General features: G+C 62.2%; 28 protein-coding genes and 1 pseudogene. All 29 read left to right on the forward strand.

Annotation, left to right across the window (positions count from 1 at the left end):
- Positions 1-333: pseudogene (locus tag F622_RS13460) on the forward strand (elongation factor Tu); the annotation flags it as partial.
- A gap of 5 nt (positions 334-338) precedes the next feature.
- Complete coding sequence (gene rpsJ, locus F622_RS0109970; RefSeq protein WP_017941070.1) at positions 339-650, forward strand: 30S ribosomal protein S10; 312 nt, start codon at positions 339-341, stop codon at positions 648-650.
- Between the two features lie 110 nt (positions 651-760).
- Positions 761-1,405 (forward strand): 50S ribosomal protein L3, encoded by a 645-nt coding sequence (rplC, locus tag F622_RS0109975; RefSeq protein ID WP_018146460.1) that lies wholly within the window; start codon positions 761-763, stop codon positions 1,403-1,405.
- A gap of 4 nt (positions 1,406-1,409) precedes the next feature.
- Entirely contained in the window at positions 1,410-2,015 is a 606-nt protein-coding gene (gene rplD, locus F622_RS0109980; protein WP_018168211.1) for a 50S ribosomal protein L4, read from the forward strand.
- Positions 2,012-2,308, forward strand: a complete 297-nt coding sequence (rplW, locus tag F622_RS0109985) for a 50S ribosomal protein L23 (protein ID WP_018146458.1) — start codon at positions 2,012-2,014, stop codon at positions 2,306-2,308. The genes rplD and rplW overlap by 4 nt, the downstream gene beginning before the upstream one ends.
- Before the next feature lie 2 nt (positions 2,309-2,310).
- Positions 2,311-3,132, forward strand: coding sequence for a 50S ribosomal protein L2 (rplB, locus tag F622_RS0109990; protein ID WP_018168210.1), 822 nt, complete (start codon positions 2,311-2,313; stop codon positions 3,130-3,132).
- A gap of 12 nt (positions 3,133-3,144) precedes the next feature.
- Positions 3,145-3,417 (forward strand): 30S ribosomal protein S19, encoded by a 273-nt coding sequence (rpsS, locus tag F622_RS0109995; protein WP_018146456.1) that lies wholly within the window; start codon positions 3,145-3,147, stop codon positions 3,415-3,417.
- Between the two features lie 9 nt (positions 3,418-3,426).
- Positions 3,427-3,768 (forward strand): 50S ribosomal protein L22, encoded by a 342-nt coding sequence (gene rplV / locus F622_RS0110000; RefSeq protein ID WP_018146455.1) that lies wholly within the window; start codon positions 3,427-3,429, stop codon positions 3,766-3,768.
- 2 nt (positions 3,769-3,770) lie between these two features.
- A complete protein-coding gene (gene rpsC, locus F622_RS0110005; protein WP_018146454.1) occupies positions 3,771-4,451 on the forward strand; it encodes a 30S ribosomal protein S3 in 681 nt (226 codons plus the stop codon).
- 10 nt (positions 4,452-4,461) lie between these two features.
- Positions 4,462-4,875 carry a 50S ribosomal protein L16 gene (gene rplP, locus F622_RS0110010; protein WP_017941078.1) on the forward strand — a complete coding sequence of 138 codons (414 nt, stop codon included), beginning with the start codon at positions 4,462-4,464 and terminating at the stop codon, positions 4,873-4,875.
- Positions 4,875-5,069 (forward strand): 50S ribosomal protein L29, encoded by a 195-nt coding sequence (rpmC, locus tag F622_RS0110015; RefSeq protein WP_018168209.1) that lies wholly within the window; start codon positions 4,875-4,877, stop codon positions 5,067-5,069. Before rplP ends, rpmC begins: the two co-directional genes overlap by 1 nt.
- 4 nt (positions 5,070-5,073) lie before the next feature.
- Positions 5,074-5,340, forward strand: a complete 267-nt coding sequence (rpsQ, locus tag F622_RS0110020; RefSeq protein WP_018146452.1) for a 30S ribosomal protein S17 — start codon at positions 5,074-5,076, stop codon at positions 5,338-5,340.
- 22 nt (positions 5,341-5,362) lie between these two features.
- On the forward strand, positions 5,363-5,731 hold the full coding sequence (gene rplN / locus F622_RS0110025; RefSeq protein WP_018146451.1) for a 50S ribosomal protein L14: 369 nt from the start codon (positions 5,363-5,365) through the stop codon (positions 5,729-5,731).
- A 7-nt stretch (positions 5,732-5,738) separates the two neighbouring features.
- The gene (gene rplX, locus F622_RS0110030) at positions 5,739-6,053 is read left to right on the forward strand and encodes a 50S ribosomal protein L24 (protein WP_018146450.1); all 315 of its coding nucleotides are present in this window, start codon (positions 5,739-5,741) and stop codon (positions 6,051-6,053) included.
- Between the two features lie 18 nt (positions 6,054-6,071).
- A complete protein-coding gene (rplE, locus tag F622_RS0110035; protein ID WP_018146449.1) occupies positions 6,072-6,611 on the forward strand; it encodes a 50S ribosomal protein L5 in 540 nt (179 codons plus the stop codon).
- A gap of 15 nt (positions 6,612-6,626) precedes the next feature.
- Positions 6,627-6,932 (forward strand): 30S ribosomal protein S14, encoded by a 306-nt coding sequence (gene rpsN, locus F622_RS0110040; protein WP_019563614.1) that lies wholly within the window; start codon positions 6,627-6,629, stop codon positions 6,930-6,932.
- A 14-nt stretch (positions 6,933-6,946) separates the two neighbouring features.
- Positions 6,947-7,339: a 30S ribosomal protein S8 gene (gene rpsH, locus F622_RS0110045; protein ID WP_019563615.1), complete on the forward strand. Its 393-nt coding sequence runs from the start codon at positions 6,947-6,949 to the stop codon at positions 7,337-7,339.
- Between the two features lie 10 nt (positions 7,340-7,349).
- Positions 7,350-7,880, forward strand: a complete 531-nt coding sequence (gene rplF / locus F622_RS0110050; RefSeq protein ID WP_018146446.1) for a 50S ribosomal protein L6 — start codon at positions 7,350-7,352, stop codon at positions 7,878-7,880.
- Between the two features lie 10 nt (positions 7,881-7,890).
- Positions 7,891-8,244 (forward strand): 50S ribosomal protein L18, encoded by a 354-nt coding sequence (rplR, locus tag F622_RS0110055; protein WP_018168206.1) that lies wholly within the window; start codon positions 7,891-7,893, stop codon positions 8,242-8,244.
- A 26-nt stretch (positions 8,245-8,270) separates the two neighbouring features.
- Entirely contained in the window at positions 8,271-8,777 is a 507-nt protein-coding gene (rpsE, locus tag F622_RS0110060) for a 30S ribosomal protein S5 (protein ID WP_018146444.1), read from the forward strand.
- A gap of 3 nt (positions 8,778-8,780) precedes the next feature.
- Positions 8,781-8,960 carry a 50S ribosomal protein L30 gene (gene rpmD, locus F622_RS0110065; RefSeq protein WP_018146443.1) on the forward strand — a complete coding sequence of 60 codons (180 nt, stop codon included), beginning with the start codon at positions 8,781-8,783 and terminating at the stop codon, positions 8,958-8,960.
- A 2-nt stretch (positions 8,961-8,962) separates the two neighbouring features.
- The gene (gene rplO, locus F622_RS0110070) at positions 8,963-9,394 is read left to right on the forward strand and encodes a 50S ribosomal protein L15 (protein ID WP_018146442.1); all 432 of its coding nucleotides are present in this window, start codon (positions 8,963-8,965) and stop codon (positions 9,392-9,394) included.
- A 3-nt stretch (positions 9,395-9,397) separates the two neighbouring features.
- Positions 9,398-10,744 carry a preprotein translocase subunit SecY gene (gene secY, locus F622_RS0110075; protein WP_018146441.1) on the forward strand — a complete coding sequence of 449 codons (1,347 nt, stop codon included), beginning with the start codon at positions 9,398-9,400 and terminating at the stop codon, positions 10,742-10,744.
- Between the two features lie 15 nt (positions 10,745-10,759).
- A complete protein-coding gene (rpmJ, locus tag F622_RS13895; protein WP_077277041.1) occupies positions 10,760-10,873 on the forward strand; it encodes a 50S ribosomal protein L36 in 114 nt (37 codons plus the stop codon).
- A gap of 66 nt (positions 10,874-10,939) precedes the next feature.
- Positions 10,940-11,296 (forward strand): 30S ribosomal protein S13, encoded by a 357-nt coding sequence (rpsM, locus tag F622_RS0110080; protein WP_018139891.1) that lies wholly within the window; start codon positions 10,940-10,942, stop codon positions 11,294-11,296.
- A gap of 21 nt (positions 11,297-11,317) precedes the next feature.
- Complete coding sequence (rpsK, locus tag F622_RS0110085; protein WP_017941093.1) at positions 11,318-11,707, forward strand: 30S ribosomal protein S11; 390 nt, start codon at positions 11,318-11,320, stop codon at positions 11,705-11,707.
- Between the two features lie 15 nt (positions 11,708-11,722).
- Positions 11,723-12,343, forward strand: a complete 621-nt coding sequence (gene rpsD, locus F622_RS0110090; RefSeq protein WP_019568439.1) for a 30S ribosomal protein S4 — start codon at positions 11,723-11,725, stop codon at positions 12,341-12,343.
- A 30-nt stretch (positions 12,344-12,373) separates the two neighbouring features.
- A complete protein-coding gene (gene rpoA / locus F622_RS0110095) occupies positions 12,374-13,363 on the forward strand; it encodes a DNA-directed RNA polymerase subunit alpha (protein ID WP_018168204.1) in 990 nt (329 codons plus the stop codon).
- Positions 13,364-13,405: 42 nt separating this feature from the next.
- Positions 13,406-13,795 (forward strand): 50S ribosomal protein L17, encoded by a 390-nt coding sequence (rplQ, locus tag F622_RS0110100; RefSeq protein WP_018146438.1) that lies wholly within the window; start codon positions 13,406-13,408, stop codon positions 13,793-13,795.
- The last annotated feature ends 2 nt before the right edge of the window (positions 13,796-13,797 follow it).

The following is a 13,797-nucleotide window of genomic DNA, read 5'->3' on the forward strand; positions in this document are numbered from 1 at the left end:
GACGACGTCCAGCGTGGTCAGGTGCTGTGCAAGCCGGGTTCGATTACCCCGCACACGCACTTCGAGGCCGAGGTGTACATCCTGGGCAAGGAAGAGGGCGGTCGTCACACGCCATTCTTCAACGGGTACCGTCCGCAGTTCTACTTCCGCACGACGGACGTGACGGGCTCGGTGGAGCTTCCGGAAGGCACCGAGATGGTGATGCCGGGTGACAACGTGAAGATGACGGTGTCCCTGATCAATCCGATCGCGATGGAAGACGGTCTGCGCTTTGCGATCCGCGAAGGCGGCCGCACTGTGGGCGCCGGCGTCGTCTCCAAGATTATTGAGTGAACCAGATGGCTAACCAGCGCATTCGAATTCGTCTGAAGGCCTTTGATCATCGACTGATCGACCGTTCCGCGGCCGAGATCGTCGAGACTGCGAAGCGGACCGGGGCCCGAGTCAAGGGCCCGATCCCCCTGCCGACCAAGAGCGAGGCGTATACCGTCCTGGTTTCGCCGCACGTCAACAAGGACGCGCGGGACCAGTACGAGCTGCGCACGCACAAGCGACTGATGGATATCCTCGATCCGACCGACAAGACCGTGGATGCCCTGATGAAGCTGGATCTGGCTGCAGGCGTAAATGTTCAGATCAGGCTTAACTAACGTTAAATTTTCTGCCATACTATTGGGCTTTCCGTGGCCCGGCGGAATTTTCGCCGGGCCACGGCTTTAGGGCGCTTGTTAGCGCCGTCTGATACGGAAGGGGTTTTGTAATGGCTCTTGGACTCATCGGTCGCAAGCTCGGCATGTCGCGCGTCTTTACGGACGATGGCGTCTCTGTGCCGGTTACGGTGCTACAGGTGGACAACAATCGCGTGGTCCAGATCAAGCGCACCGAAGGCGACGGCTACAACGCGGTCCAGGTGACGGCGGGCTCGCGCAAGCCGTCCCGGGTAAGCAAGCCGGAGGCCGGGCACTACGCCGCGGCGTCGGTGGAGCCCGGGCGCGGTCTGTGGGAGTTTCGCGTCGACGAGACCGACCTCGAAGGCCTGGCTGCCGGTGATGCAATCACCGTCGACCGGTTCGAGGAGGGGCAGATCGTGGATGTGACCGCTCAGAGCAAGGGCAAGGGCTTCCAGGGTGCCGTGAAGCGTCACAACTTCCGCACCCAGGACGCGACCCATGGCAACTCGCTGGCGCATCGCGCTCCGGGTTCCATCGGTCAGAACCAGAGCCCGGGCCGTGTGTTCAAGGGCAAGAAGATGGCCGGGCACATGGGCGCCGAGCGTAAAACCATCCAGAACCTCAAGGTGGTGCGCGTCGACGCTGATCGCAGCCTGGTCCTGGTTCAGGGTGCCGTGCCGGGCGCGCCGAGTACCGACGTGATGATTCGTCCGGCCGTGAAGGCGAAGGGTTAAAACAATGCAAGTTACGACTGCCGATACCGGGGCCAGCGTGGAGCTGTCCGCCACCTGCTTTGAGCGGGATTTCAATGAACCGCTGGTGCATCAGAGCGTCGTCGCTCAGCTGGCCGGCGCCCGCAGCGGGACCCGTGCCCAGAAGACCCGGGCCCAGGTCAGTGGCGGCGGCATCAAGCCGTTCCGCCAGAAAGGGACTGGGCGCGCTCGCGCTGGTACGATTCGCAGCCCGCTGTGGACGGGTGGCGGCAAGGTGTTCGCTGCGCGCACTCAGGATTTCTCGCAGAAGCTGAACAAGAAGATGTACCGCGCCGCCATGGCGTCCATCCTCTCCGAACTGCTGCGGCAGGATCGCCTGAAAGTGGTCGCTGCATTCGCCGTCGAGTCGGGCAAGACCCGTGACGGCATTGCCAAGCTCGGCGAGCTCGGCCTGGAGCGTGGGCTGGTGGTGCTGGCCGAGGATGACGCGATGACCGAACGTGCGTTGAGCAACGTCCCGCACGTGGATGTGATCGATGTGAGCGGTGTCAATCCCGCCAACCTGGTCGGGGCCGATACGGTCGTGATTACGGAAGGCGCCATCCGCAAGCTTGAGGAGTGGCTGGCATGAATTCGCGTCTGATGCAGATTATTCAGGGCCCGGTGGTGTCGGAGAAGTCGACCAATGCCGGCGAAGTGGGGCAATACGTGTTCCGTGTGCTGCCGGATGCCGACAAGGCCGAGATCAAGGCCGCGATCGAGAAGCTGTTCGAGGTTCGGGTGGAGCACGTGCGCACACTGAACCAGCAGGGCAAGAACAAGCGCTTCGGTCGCATGTTCGGGCGTCGCAACCACTGGAAAAAGGCCTATGTGGCCCTCGCTGAAGGCGAGAGCATCGACATGGGTGAAGGAGAACAGGTCTAGTCATGGCGATTATCAAGACCAATCCGACCTCTGCCGGGCGCCGTCACGCGGTGAAGATCCGCGGCGAGGGTCTGCACAAGGGGGCGCCGCACGCGGCGCTGCTCGAAAAGCAGACTCGCTCGGGGGGCCGCAACAACGCCGGCCGCATTACCACGCGGCACGTCGGTGGTGGCCACAAGCAGCGCTACCGCATCGTTGACTTCAAGCGGAACAAGGACGGCGTGCCCGGCAAGGTCGAGCGGCTGGAGTATGATCCGAACCGCAGCGCTCATTTGGCGTTAGTACTGTACTCTGACGGCGAACGCCGGTACATTATTGCGCCCCGCGGGCTGAAGCAGGGTGATGCCGTGACTAGCGGCTCGCAGGCCCCGATTCGCGTGGGTAACGCGATGCCGCTGCGCTCCATTCCGGTGGGCACGGTGATTCACTGCATCGAGATGAAGCCGGGGAAGGGAGCGCAGATTGCGCGGTCCGCCGGCGCTTCGGCCCAGGTCGTGGCACGTGAAGGCGCACACGCGACGATTCGCCTGCGCTCCGGTGAGATGCGCCGCATCCAGTCCGAGTGCCGGGCCACGATCGGCGAAGTCGGTCACAGCGAGCACAGCCTCAAGAAATTCGGGAAGGCCGGTGCCAAACGCTGGATGGGTGTCCGCCCAACCGTGCGTGGTACCGCGATGAACCCGGTCGACCACCCGCATGGTGGTGGTGAAGGTCGCAACTTCGGGCGTCACCCGGTGACCCCGTGGGGCCGCCCGACCAAGGGTTACAAGACCCGCAACAACAAACGTACCGACGGCATGATCGTGCGTCGGCGCAAGAAGTAACGGAGTGCCAGCATGCCGCGTTCACTGAAGAAAGGCCCGTTCGTCGATCATCACCTTCGCAAGAAGGTGGATGAGGCGCTCGAGAAGAACGATCGGCGTCCGATCAAGACCTGGTCGCGCCGCTCGATGATCATCCCGCAGATGGTGGGTCTCACCCTCGCGGTACACAACGGGCGTCAGCATATTCCGGTGCTGGTCAACGAAAACATGGTCGGCCACAAGCTGGGCGAGTTTGCGTTGACGCGGACCTTCAAGGGTCACATCGCCAACAAGAAGTCGCGCTGAGGACGAACGATGGAGACGATTGCAAAACTGCGCTACGCGCGCATCTCGCCGCAGAAGACGCGGCTGGTCGCCGACCAGGTTCGTGGCATGCGGGTGGAAGAGGCTCTGAACGAGTTGACTTTCAGCCCCAAAAAGCCGGCAGCGATTGTAAAAAAGGTGCTGGAGTCCGCGATTGCCAATGCGGAGAACAATGACGGTGCAGACATCGACGAGCTGCGCATCTCGCGCATCCAGATCGACGAAGGGCCGGTTCTCAAGCGCATGCAGGCGCGAGCCAAGGGTCGCGGCAACCGCATCATGAAGCGCACTAGCCACATTGTAGTGGGCGTGAGCGAGAAGGGAGCGAACTAACCATGGGTCAGAAAGTACATCCAACCGGCATCCGGCTGGGCATTTCTCGCCCGTGGTCGGCGACCTGGTACGCGGACGGTCGCGAGTTTGGTGAAACGCTGAACAACGACATCAAGCTGCGCACGTTTCTGCAGAAGAAACTTGCCCACGCGTCGGTCAGCCGAATCACCATCGAGCGTCCCGCCAAGGCCGCGCACATCACGATTCACACGGCACGTCCGGGGATTGTGATTGGCAAGAAGGGCGAGGACATCGAGAAGCTGCGCCGCGAAGTGGCAGCCGAGACGGGCCTGGAGCAGGGCAACGTCAAGATCAATATCGAAGAGGTGCGCAAGCCCGAGATCGAAGCCCAGCTGGTCGCGGAAGGCATCGCCCAGCAGCTTGAACGCCGCATCATGTTCCGTCGTGCGATGAAGCGCGCCGTGGGTAACGCGATGCGCCTGGGTGCTCAGGGCATCAAGGTGCACGTGGCCGGTCGCCTCAATGGCGCCGAGATCGCGCGTTCCGAGTGGTACCGCGAAGGCCGCGTACCGCTGCACACCCTGCGTGCGGACATCGATTACGGTTTCGCCGAGGCGCGTACGACCTACGGGATCATCGGCGTCAAGGTGTGGATCTTCAAGGGCGAAGTTTTCGGCCTGGAACCGGTCGAAGGGACGCGCGCTGCGGCCAACGCGAGCTAGGACATAGACCATGTTGCAGCCAAAAAGAACCAAATTCCGCAAGCAGTTCAAGGGCCGGAACCGGGGCATGGCCTCCACCGGCGCCAAGGTCAGCTTCGGCGAGTACGGCCTTCAGGCCGTGGAACGCGGTCGCATTACCGCGCGCCAGATCGAGGCGGCGCGGCGTGCGATGGTGCGTCACATCAAGCGTGGCGGGAAGATCTGGATCCGGGTGTTCCCGGACGTCCCGGTCACCAAGAAGCCGCTTGAAGTGCGCATGGGCAAGGGCAAGGGCGGTGTCGAGTACTGGGTCTGCAAGATCCAGCCCGGCCGCGTGCTCTACGAGATGGAAGGTGTGCATGAAGACGTTGCGCGTGAGGCAATGCGTCTGGCCGCCGCCAAGCTCCCGGTCAAGACGGTGTTTACCCGTCGGCAGGTGATGTGATGAAAGCAGAAGAGCTCAGAAAGAAGTCGGACGGCGATCTGGACCAGGAGCTGGAAGCGCTCTACAAGGAACAGTTCGGCCTCCGCATGCAGAAGTCGGTCGGGCAGCTTGCGCGCCCGGATCGTGTCGGCAAGGTGCGGCGCGAGATCGCGCAGATCAAGACGCTGATGAATGAACGTAGAAGGGCAGGTTAAGACAATGACCGAAGAAGGTTCCAGGACTCAGCGTTCCGTCGTCGGGCGCGTGATTAGCGACAAGACGGACAAGACCCGCACGGTTCTTGTCGAGCGTCGCGTCCGTCATCCGCTGTACGGGAAGTTCATTCGTCGCAGCACGAAACTGCACGTCCATGACGAAGAAAATGTATCGCGCATGGGCGATCGGGTTCGTATCCGTGAATGCCGGCCGATTTCCAAGCAGAAGCATCATGCCCTGATCGAAGTGGTCGGGCAGGACGCTCTCTGAATCGGCTGCCAGGAGATAAGTCATGATTCAAATGCAGACCGTGCTCGAGGCCGCCGATAACAGCGGTGCCCGACGCATCCAGTGCATCAAGGTGCTGGGCGGGTCGCACCGCCGGTACGCCCGGGTGGGCGACGTCATCAAGGTGAGCGTCAAGGATGCGATCCCGCGTGGCAAGGTGAAGAAGGGCGATGTCTATGACGCCGTCGTGGTGCGCACGGCCGCGGGCGTGCGCCGTGCGGATGGATCGCTGATCCGCTTCGACCGCAACGCCGCGGTCCTGCTGAACAACCAGCATCAGCCGATCGGCACCCGTATCTTCGGGCCGGTGACGCGTGAACTGCGAGGGGAGAAGTACATGAAGATTATCTCCCTCGCCCCGGAAGTGCTGTGAGGACGTGATGAACAAGATTCGCAAAGGCGACGATGTCGTCGTGATTTCTGGCAAGGACAAGGGTCGCCGGGGCACCATTATCAAGGTCCTCGATGGCAAGGTTCTGGTTCAGAACATCAACATGGTGAAGAAGCATCAGAAGCCGAACCCGCAACAGGGCGTCGGCGGTGGGATCATCGAGAAGGAAATGCCGATCGATGTGTCCAACGTGATGGTCTTCAACCCTGCAACCGACAAGGGTGATCGCGTGTCGTTCAAGACCCTGGAAGACGGCCGTAAGGTGCGGGTCTTCCGCTCGAACGGCGAAGTCGTGGACGCATAACGCGGGACGGACGGTTTTATGGAACGCTTGAGAGAAGAATACGAATCCACGGTGAAGCAGGCCCTGCGCGAGCAGTTCAGCTATGCCAACGTGATGGAAATCCCGCGTGTCACCAAGGTGACCCTGAATATGGGTCTGGGTGATGCCGTGGCGGACAAGAAGGTGATCGAGCACGCAGTCAGCGACATGACGGCCATTGCCGGGCAGAAGCCGGTCGTGACCAAGGCGCGCAAGTCGATCGCCGGGTTCAAGATCCGCGATGACTATCCGATCGGCTGCAAGGTCACCTTGCGCCGGCGGCAGATGTACGAGTTCCTGGATCGCCTGATCAGCGTCGCGCTGCCGCGCGTGCGGGACTTCCGCGGGTTTTCCGCGAAAGCCTTCGATGGCCGTGGCAACTACAGCATGGGCATCAAGGAGCAGATCATCTTCCCGGAGATCGATTACGACCGTGTCGACAAATTGCGCGGCATGGACATCACGATTACCACCAGTGCAAGAACGGACGCGGAAGCCAAGGCCCTTTTGGAGGCCTTCCGATTCCCGTTCCGGCAGTAACCGAGGTAGGCGCACATGGCAAAGACATCGATGCTCGAACGCGAGAAAAAGCGCGAGCGACTGGTCAACAAGTACGCGGCCAAGCGGGCCGAGCTGAAGGCGATCCTGGTCGACGAGACCAAGTCGTCCGAAGAACGCCTGGCGGCCATGCATGCGCTGCAAAAGCTGCCGCGTGATTCCGCGCGCGTTCGGCAGACGAACCGGTGCGGCGTCACTGGTCGGCCGAAAGGGTATTACCGCCGGTTTGGCCTGGGGCGCAACAAGCTGCGCGAACACGCCATGAAGGGCGAGATTCCGGGCCTGCGCAAGGCGAGCTGGTAAGGAGATTTGAACCGATGATGACCGATCCGATTTCCGACATGCTCACCCGTGTTCGCAACGCCCAGCGTGCGAACAAGGAGCAGGTCGCCATTCCTTTCAGCAAGGCCAAGGAGCGTATCCTTAAGGTCTTCGCCGAAGAGGGTTTCGTAGGCGACATCCAGGTCGAGGGTGAAGTTGCCCAGAAGAAACTGGTGGTGAAGCTGAAGTACTTCGAGGGACGGCCGGTCATCGAGACCGTCGAGCGGATCTCGCGTCCGGGCCTGCGGATTTATCGCGGCAAGGACGAGCTGCCGCGGATTAACGCCGGTCTCGGGGTTGCCGTGGTCTCCACGCCACAGGGTGTCATGAGTGACCGCGCTGCCCGGGCCGCAGGCCAGGGCGGCGAAGTCCTCTGCAAGATTTACTGAGGAATCAGCCATGTCGCGCATTGCAAATCTGCCGATCAAGCTGCCGAACGGCGTCTCCGTCGAGCAGTCGGACAGCGAGATCAAGATCAAGGGTCCGAAGGGCGAGCTTCAGCTCACCTGCCCCGAGGCCGTGATCGTTACCGTCGAGGACGGGGTGGTTCGAGTGAAGGCCACGGAGAACGCGAAGAATGTCGCGTTGGCGGGTACTATTCGGGCACTCCTGGGCAATCATGTCCACGGGGTGAGCGAAGGGTTCGTTCGGGCGCTGGAGTTGGTCGGCGTCGGCTATCGCGCCCAAATGCAGGGCGCGAAGCTGAACCTGACGCTCGGGTACTCGCATCCGATCGACTTCGACATTCCGGAAGGCGTGACGGTGGAGACGCCGACCCCAACCGAGGTCGTGGTCAAGGGAACGGATCGCCAGAAGGTGGGCCAGGTGGCAGCGAATATTCGCGCCTTCCGCCCGCCGGAGCCCTACAAGGGCAAGGGCGTGAAGTACAAAGACGAGCGCATCGTGCGCAAAGAAGCCAAGAAGAAGTAGGTAGGCACCAGTGGACAAGAAAGAGGCCAGACTTAAGAGGGCGCGGCGCGCACGGTTCAAGATCCGTGAGCTGGGGGTGCATCGTCTCTGTATCCACCGGACGCCGCGCCACATGTACGCGCAGATCATTGCCCCCTCGGGCGACGCGGTGCTTGCCGCGGCGTCGACCGTGGAGAAGGATCTGAAGAATGCCGGGGGTTCCACCGGCAACGCCGAGGCCGCCGCCCGCGTGGGCCAGGCCATCGCGGAGCGTGCGCGCAAAGCAGGGATCGAACAGGTCGCGTTTGACCGCGCGGGTTTTCGTTATCACGGACGGGTGAAGGCACTTGCCGACGCCGCCCGTGAAAGCGGCCTGCAGTTCTAGTCAAACGCGATCGAGCGGAGAGAGAAATGGCACGTAACGATGTAAGCGAAGCGCAGGACGGCCTGCAGGAAAAGCTGATTGGCGTCAACCGCGTTGCGAAGGTGGTCAAGGGCGGCCGGCAGTTCCGGTTTGCCGCACTGACCGTCGTCGGTGATGGCGAGGGACGAGTCGGATACGGATACGCGAAGGCGCGCGAGGTGCCGGCGGCCATTCAGAAGGCAATGCAGCAGGCGCGCATGGAAATGCGCAATGTGTCGCTGAACGAAGGCACGCTGCACTATGCGGTGAACGGGCATCATGGCGCGGCCAACGTCTACATGCAGCCGGCTTCTGAGGGTACCGGGATCATCGCCGGGGGCGCGATGCGCGCAGTGCTCGAAGTAGCGGGCGTGCGTAACGTGCTGGCCAAGTGTGTCGGTTCGCGCAACCCCATCAACGTCGTGCAGGCAACGATCGACGGGCTCACCATGGTGAACTCGCCGGAACGGGTTGCGGCCAAGCGCGGCAAGTCCGTCGACGAAGTGAAGAGCTAAGCCATGAGCAAGCTGAAACTGACACTGGTACGCAGCACCGCCGGCCGTATCGCCACGCACAAGGCGTGCGTGCGTGGACTCGGGCTGCGCAAGACCCACAGCAGCGCGATCATCGAGGCCACGCCCGAGAACCTGGGCATGGTCAAGAAGGTCTCGTACCTGCTGAAGGTAGAGGAAGTCTAATCATGCGACTGAATAACATTTCCAGCCCCGACGGTGCCCGCAAGCCGGCGAAGCGCGTCGGTCGGGGGATTGGCTCCGGTCTGGGCAAGACCGGCGGCCGCGGCCACAAGGGCCAGAAGTCTCGCTCGGGTGGTTACACGAAGGTCGGGTTCGAAGGCGGCCAGATGCCGCTGCAGCGTCGCCTGCCCAAGGTGGGCTTCCGCTCGCGCAAGCAACAGTATTCGGCCGAAGTGCGTCTCAGCGAACTGGCCAAGGTCGACGGCGACGTGACCCTGGACACCCTGAAGGCTGCGGGCGTCGTGCGCAGCGATGCGCAGAGCGCCAAGATCTTCGCCTCCGGTGAAGTCTCGAAGGCCTGTGCCGTGAAGGGCGTGGGCGTCACCAAGGGCGCGCGGGCGGCGATCGAAGCCGCTGGCGGGAGCGTTGAGGCCTAAATAATGGCACGTGGAGCGACAGCACGTTCCGGTGGCGGGCTCACCGGTTTTACCGAGTTACGCCAACGCCTGCTGTTCGTTCTGGGTGCCCTGGTGGTGTACCGGATCGGTACATTCATTCCGGTGCCCGGTATTAATCCGGTGGCCGTCTCGCAGTTCTTCGAACAGCAAAGCGGGACCATCCTGGACATGTTCAACATGTTTTCCGGGGGGGCGCTGGAGCGCCTGTCGATCTTCGCCCTGGGGGTGATGCCGTACATCTCGGCCGCCATCATCATGCAGCTTCTGGCCGCGACCGTTCCGGCGCTCCAGCAGTTGAAGAAAGAGGGCGAACAGGGACGGCGCAAGATTACGCAGTACACGCGCTACGGGACCGTGGCGCTCGCGCTGTTCCAGAGTATCGGGATCGGGATTGCCTTGAATGGTCAGACCATCCAGGGGATGCCGATGGCCCTGAACCCGGGCCCGATCTTTATCTTCACCGTGGTGGTCTCGCTGGTGACGGGGACGCTGTTCCTGATGTGGCTGGGTGAGCAGATTACGGAACGCGGCATTGGCAACGGGATCTCGATCATCATCTTCGCCGGTATCGTCGCCGGGCTTCCGGGCGCGATTGGCGGAACCCTGGAGTTGGCCCGCACCGGAGAACTGGCGGCAGCATTCGTGGTGATTCTGATCGTCTTGGCCCTGGCGGTGACCGCCTTCGTGGTGTTCGTCGAGCGCGGACAACGCCGAGTGACGATCAATTACGCCAAGCGCCAGGTGGGAAGGAAGATGGTCGGTGGCCAGTCCTCGCACCTGCCGCTGAAGCTGAACATGGCCGGGGTGATCCCGCCGATCTTCGCATCGAGTATCATTCTGTTCCCGTCGACGTTGGGGCAATGGTTCGGCCAGGCTGAAGGGATGGACTGGCTGCGCGAGATCTCGACGACGCTGGCGCCGGGACAGCCGCTGTACGTGATGTTCTATGCGGCCGCGATTATTTTCTTCTGCTTCTTCTATACCGCGCTGGTGTTCAACTCACGCGATACGGCGGAAAATCTGAAGAAGCAGGGCGCCTTCATTCCGGGGATCCGGCCAGGTGTCCAGACCGAAAGATTCATTGACGGGGTCATGACTCGACTGACGGCGGTGGGGGCGGTGTACATCACCGCAGTGTGCCTGCTGCCGGAGTTCCTGATCCTGTATTGGAACGTGCCCTTCTACTTTGGCGGGACCTCGCTTCTGATCATCGTGATCGTGGTGATGGATTTCATGGCGCAGTTGCAGTCGCATCTGGTGTCCCACCAGTACGAAGGCTTGATGAAGAAAGCGAATCTGAAGGGTTTCGGCGGGACCGGGATCCGCTAGACCAGGAGAAAGACCATGAAGGTACGTGCATCTGTAAAGCCGATGTGCCGGAACTGCAAAGTCATTCGGCGTAATGGCGTGGTCCGGGTGATCTGTTCCGACGCCCGCCACAAGCAGCGTCAGGGCTGAAGCTTGGCGTAACGCATAATCATTGCTACTATAGCCGGCTTTGCCGGATTTTGATGGAGAAGTTGGATGGCTCGCGTCGCTGGAATCAATATTCCTGACCAGAAGCACACGGTAATCGCGCTGACCGCGATCTATGGCATTGGCCCGACTCGGGCCGGCCTGATCTGCGATGGGGCGGGTGTGCGTCGGGACATCAAGGTGCGGGATCTGACGGATGCCGAAGTGGATGCTCTGCGCGCCCAGATCGACAAGATCCCCGTGGAAGGGGATCTGCGCCGGGAAGTCAGCATGAACATCAAGCGATTGATGGATCTGGGCTGCTACCGTGGCGTGCGCCACCGTCGCGGCCTGCCGCTGCGCGGTCAGCAGACGCAGACGAATGCACGCACCCGAAAGGGCCCGCGTCGCCCGATTCGCAAGTAATCAGACTGGGATCTCAGGTACATGGCACAAGCGCAAACACGGACCAAGAAAAAGGTCCGCAAAAATATCGCCGAGGGCGTGGCTCATGTGTACGCCACGTTCAACAACACGATCATCACGATCACCGACCGGCAGGGGAACACGATCAGCTGGGCCACCTCCGGTGGTTCGGGCTTCCGTGGTTCCCGCAAATCGACGCCGTTCGCCGCGCAGATCGCGGCCGAGCGCGCCGGGACGACTGCGGCCGAACACGGCGTGAAGAATCTCGACGTGATGGTGCGGGGCCCGGGTCCGGGTCGCGAGTCGGCGGTACGTGCGCTGAACAATGCCGGGTTCAAGATCACGAACATCAGTGATGTAACCCCGATCCCTCACAACGGCTGCCGGCCGCCCAAGAAACGCCGCGTTTAAGGCTGGAGTTGAAGAATGGCTCGTTACATTGGACCGAAATGCAAGTTGAGTCGCCGTGAAGGCGTGGACCTGGGCCTGAAGAGTGGGGTCCGTGCGCTGGAAACAAAGTGCAAGCTCGACAAGCCGCCGGGTCAGCACGGTGAACGCCGTACTCGCCTGTCGGACTACGCCGTGCAGCTGCGCGAGAAGCAGAAGCTTCGCCGCATCTACGGCGTGCTGGAAAAGCAATTCCGCAACTATTACAAGAAGGCCGCTCAGCGCAAGGGCTCGACGGGTGAGAACCTGTTGAAGCTGCTGGAAGGTCGTCTGGATAACGTGGTGTACCGCATGGGCTTCGGCTCCACCCGCTCCGAAGCGCGCCAGCTGGTTGCGCATCGTGCGATCCAGGTGAACGGGCAGGTGGTCAACATCGCGGCCTACCAGGTGCAGCCGTCTGACGTGGTTACGGTCCGGGAGAAGGCGCGCAAGCAGGTGCGCATCCAGGACTCGATGACGCTGGCCGAGCAGACCGGGTTCCCGAGCTGGATCGAAGTGGACACCAGCAAGTTCGAGGGTACGTTCAAGGCGGTCCCGGATCGTTCCGATCTGCCTGCGGACATCAACGAGTCGCTCGTCGTCGAGCTGTACTCGAAGTAATCGTTTTTCGGCCTGGCGCCAGGAGTCACAATGCAGTCGAACGAACTGGTCAAGAAACAGCAGATCGAGGTCGAGGCCGAGAATCGGAATCAGGCCAAGGTCGCCCTCGAGCCGCTGGAACGCGGCTTCGGCCACACCCTGGGCAATGCCCTGCGACGTGTGTTGCTGTCGTCCATCCCGGGTGCCGCCATTGTCGAGGCCCGGATTGAAGGCGTGCTGCACGAGTACACCACCATCGAAGGGGTACAGGAAGATGTTGTCGACATCCTGCTGAACCTGAAGGGTGTTGCGCTGCGGATGCACAGCCGCGACGAGTCCACGCTGACCCTGAGGAAGAAGGGTCCGAGCGTGGTGACGGCCGGCGACATTCAGGTCGACCATGATGTCGAGGTGGTGAACCCGGAACACGTGATCGCGACGATCACCAAGAACGTGGATCTGGACATCACTCTGACGGCTCGCGCGGGTCGCGGGTACGAACCCGTCAGCACGCGTCGGCAAGCCGAGGGTGGGGATGACACGGGTATTGGTCGACTGTTGCTGGACGCCAGCTTCAGCCCGATTCGCCGCGTGTCCTATCGCGTCGAAAGCGCGCGTCTGGCCCAGCGGACCGATATGGATCGCCTGGTGCTCGAGCTCGAAACCAATGGTGCGATCGCCCCGGATGACGCCGTGCGTCAAGCCGCGACGATCCTCCAGGGCCAGCTGGCGCCGTTCGTGGACTTGCAAGAAGAGTCGGCCGAAGTGGCGGGTGCCGTGGGTGGCGCGATCGACCCGGTGCTGCTGCGTCCGGTGGACGAGCTGGAACTGACGGTGCGTTCGGCCAACTGCCTGAAGGCCGAGAACCTGTACTACATTGGGGATCTCGTCCAGCGCACCGAGGTCGAGCTGCTGCGTGCGCCGAACCTCGGCAAGAAGTCGCTGACTGAAATCAAGGACACGCTGGCGACCCACGGGCTGTCGCTCGGCATGCGTCTCGAGAACTGGCCGCCGCCGGGTCTGCGCGACGACAACGAGTAATCACGGCGCCCCGCGCCCATCGTTTTTTAGAGGAAGCCTCTCATGCGTCATCGTCATTCCGGCCGTCAGCTTGGCCGCAACAGCTCGCACCGCAAGGCCACGTTTCAGGCCATGTCCGTGGCCCTGTTCCGGCACGAACTGATCAAGACCACGCTGCCCAAGGCGAAAGAGCTGCGTCGCGTCGCCGAACCGCTGATCACGCTGGCCAAGGAAGACAGCGTTCACGGTCGTCGGCTGGCGTTTGCCCGTCTTCGTGACAAGGAGATTGTGGGCAAGCTGTTCGCCGAGCTGGGTCCGCGCTACCAGGCGCGGCCCGGTGGCTACCTGCGGATCCTGAAGTGCGGCAACCGCGCGGGTGATAATGCCCCGATGGCCTACGTTGAGCTCGTGGATCGTCCGGAACTGGATGCCGGAGAAGGCGAAGCCGCCTGAGG

Origin of the sequence: Thioalkalivibrio sp. ALMg3 (assembly GCF_000381225.1) — a bacterium.
Classification (GTDB): domain Bacteria; phylum Pseudomonadota; class Gammaproteobacteria; order Ectothiorhodospirales; family Ectothiorhodospiraceae; genus Thioalkalivibrio; species Thioalkalivibrio versutus.

What these genes read in the sequence shown, in the direction of transcription:
- rpsJ (WP_017941070.1), top strand. Translation starts at nt 339, where the DNA reads ATGGCTAACCAGCGCATTCGAATTCGTCTGAAGGCCTTTGATCATCGA.
- rplC (WP_018146460.1), top strand. Translation starts at nt 761, where the DNA reads ATGGCTCTTGGACTCATCGGTCGCAAGCTCGGCATGTCGCGCGTCTTT.
- rplD (WP_018168211.1), top strand. Translation starts at nt 1,410, where the DNA reads ATGCAAGTTACGACTGCCGATACCGGGGCCAGCGTGGAGCTGTCCGCC.
- rplW (WP_018146458.1), top strand. Translation starts at nt 2,012, where the DNA reads ATGAATTCGCGTCTGATGCAGATTATTCAGGGCCCGGTGGTGTCGGAG.
- rplB (WP_018168210.1), top strand. Translation starts at nt 2,311, where the DNA reads ATGGCGATTATCAAGACCAATCCGACCTCTGCCGGGCGCCGTCACGCG.
- rpsS (WP_018146456.1), top strand. Translation starts at nt 3,145, where the DNA reads ATGCCGCGTTCACTGAAGAAAGGCCCGTTCGTCGATCATCACCTTCGC.
- rplV (WP_018146455.1), top strand. Translation starts at nt 3,427, where the DNA reads ATGGAGACGATTGCAAAACTGCGCTACGCGCGCATCTCGCCGCAGAAG.
- rpsC (WP_018146454.1), top strand. Translation starts at nt 3,771, where the DNA reads ATGGGTCAGAAAGTACATCCAACCGGCATCCGGCTGGGCATTTCTCGC.
- rplP (WP_017941078.1), top strand. Translation starts at nt 4,462, where the DNA reads ATGTTGCAGCCAAAAAGAACCAAATTCCGCAAGCAGTTCAAGGGCCGG.
- rpmC (WP_018168209.1), top strand. Translation starts at nt 4,875, where the DNA reads ATGAAAGCAGAAGAGCTCAGAAAGAAGTCGGACGGCGATCTGGACCAG.
- rpsQ (WP_018146452.1), top strand. Translation starts at nt 5,074, where the DNA reads ATGACCGAAGAAGGTTCCAGGACTCAGCGTTCCGTCGTCGGGCGCGTG.
- rplN (WP_018146451.1), top strand. Translation starts at nt 5,363, where the DNA reads ATGATTCAAATGCAGACCGTGCTCGAGGCCGCCGATAACAGCGGTGCC.
- rplX (WP_018146450.1), top strand. Translation starts at nt 5,739, where the DNA reads ATGAACAAGATTCGCAAAGGCGACGATGTCGTCGTGATTTCTGGCAAG.
- rplE (WP_018146449.1), top strand. Translation starts at nt 6,072, where the DNA reads ATGGAACGCTTGAGAGAAGAATACGAATCCACGGTGAAGCAGGCCCTG.
- rpsN (WP_019563614.1), top strand. Translation starts at nt 6,627, where the DNA reads ATGGCAAAGACATCGATGCTCGAACGCGAGAAAAAGCGCGAGCGACTG.
- rpsH (WP_019563615.1), top strand. Translation starts at nt 6,947, where the DNA reads ATGATGACCGATCCGATTTCCGACATGCTCACCCGTGTTCGCAACGCC.
- rplF (WP_018146446.1), top strand. Translation starts at nt 7,350, where the DNA reads ATGTCGCGCATTGCAAATCTGCCGATCAAGCTGCCGAACGGCGTCTCC.
- rpsE (WP_018146444.1), top strand. Translation starts at nt 8,271, where the DNA reads ATGGCACGTAACGATGTAAGCGAAGCGCAGGACGGCCTGCAGGAAAAG.
- rpmD (WP_018146443.1), top strand. Translation starts at nt 8,781, where the DNA reads ATGAGCAAGCTGAAACTGACACTGGTACGCAGCACCGCCGGCCGTATC.
- rplO (WP_018146442.1), top strand. Translation starts at nt 8,963, where the DNA reads ATGCGACTGAATAACATTTCCAGCCCCGACGGTGCCCGCAAGCCGGCG.
- secY (WP_018146441.1), top strand. Translation starts at nt 9,398, where the DNA reads ATGGCACGTGGAGCGACAGCACGTTCCGGTGGCGGGCTCACCGGTTTT.
- rpmJ (WP_077277041.1), top strand. Translation starts at nt 10,760, where the DNA reads ATGAAGGTACGTGCATCTGTAAAGCCGATGTGCCGGAACTGCAAAGTC.
- rpsM (WP_018139891.1), top strand. Translation starts at nt 10,940, where the DNA reads ATGGCTCGCGTCGCTGGAATCAATATTCCTGACCAGAAGCACACGGTA.
- rpsK (WP_017941093.1), top strand. Translation starts at nt 11,318, where the DNA reads ATGGCACAAGCGCAAACACGGACCAAGAAAAAGGTCCGCAAAAATATC.
- rpsD (WP_019568439.1), top strand. Translation starts at nt 11,723, where the DNA reads ATGGCTCGTTACATTGGACCGAAATGCAAGTTGAGTCGCCGTGAAGGC.
- rpoA (WP_018168204.1), top strand. Translation starts at nt 12,374, where the DNA reads ATGCAGTCGAACGAACTGGTCAAGAAACAGCAGATCGAGGTCGAGGCC.
- rplQ (WP_018146438.1), top strand. Translation starts at nt 13,406, where the DNA reads ATGCGTCATCGTCATTCCGGCCGTCAGCTTGGCCGCAACAGCTCGCAC.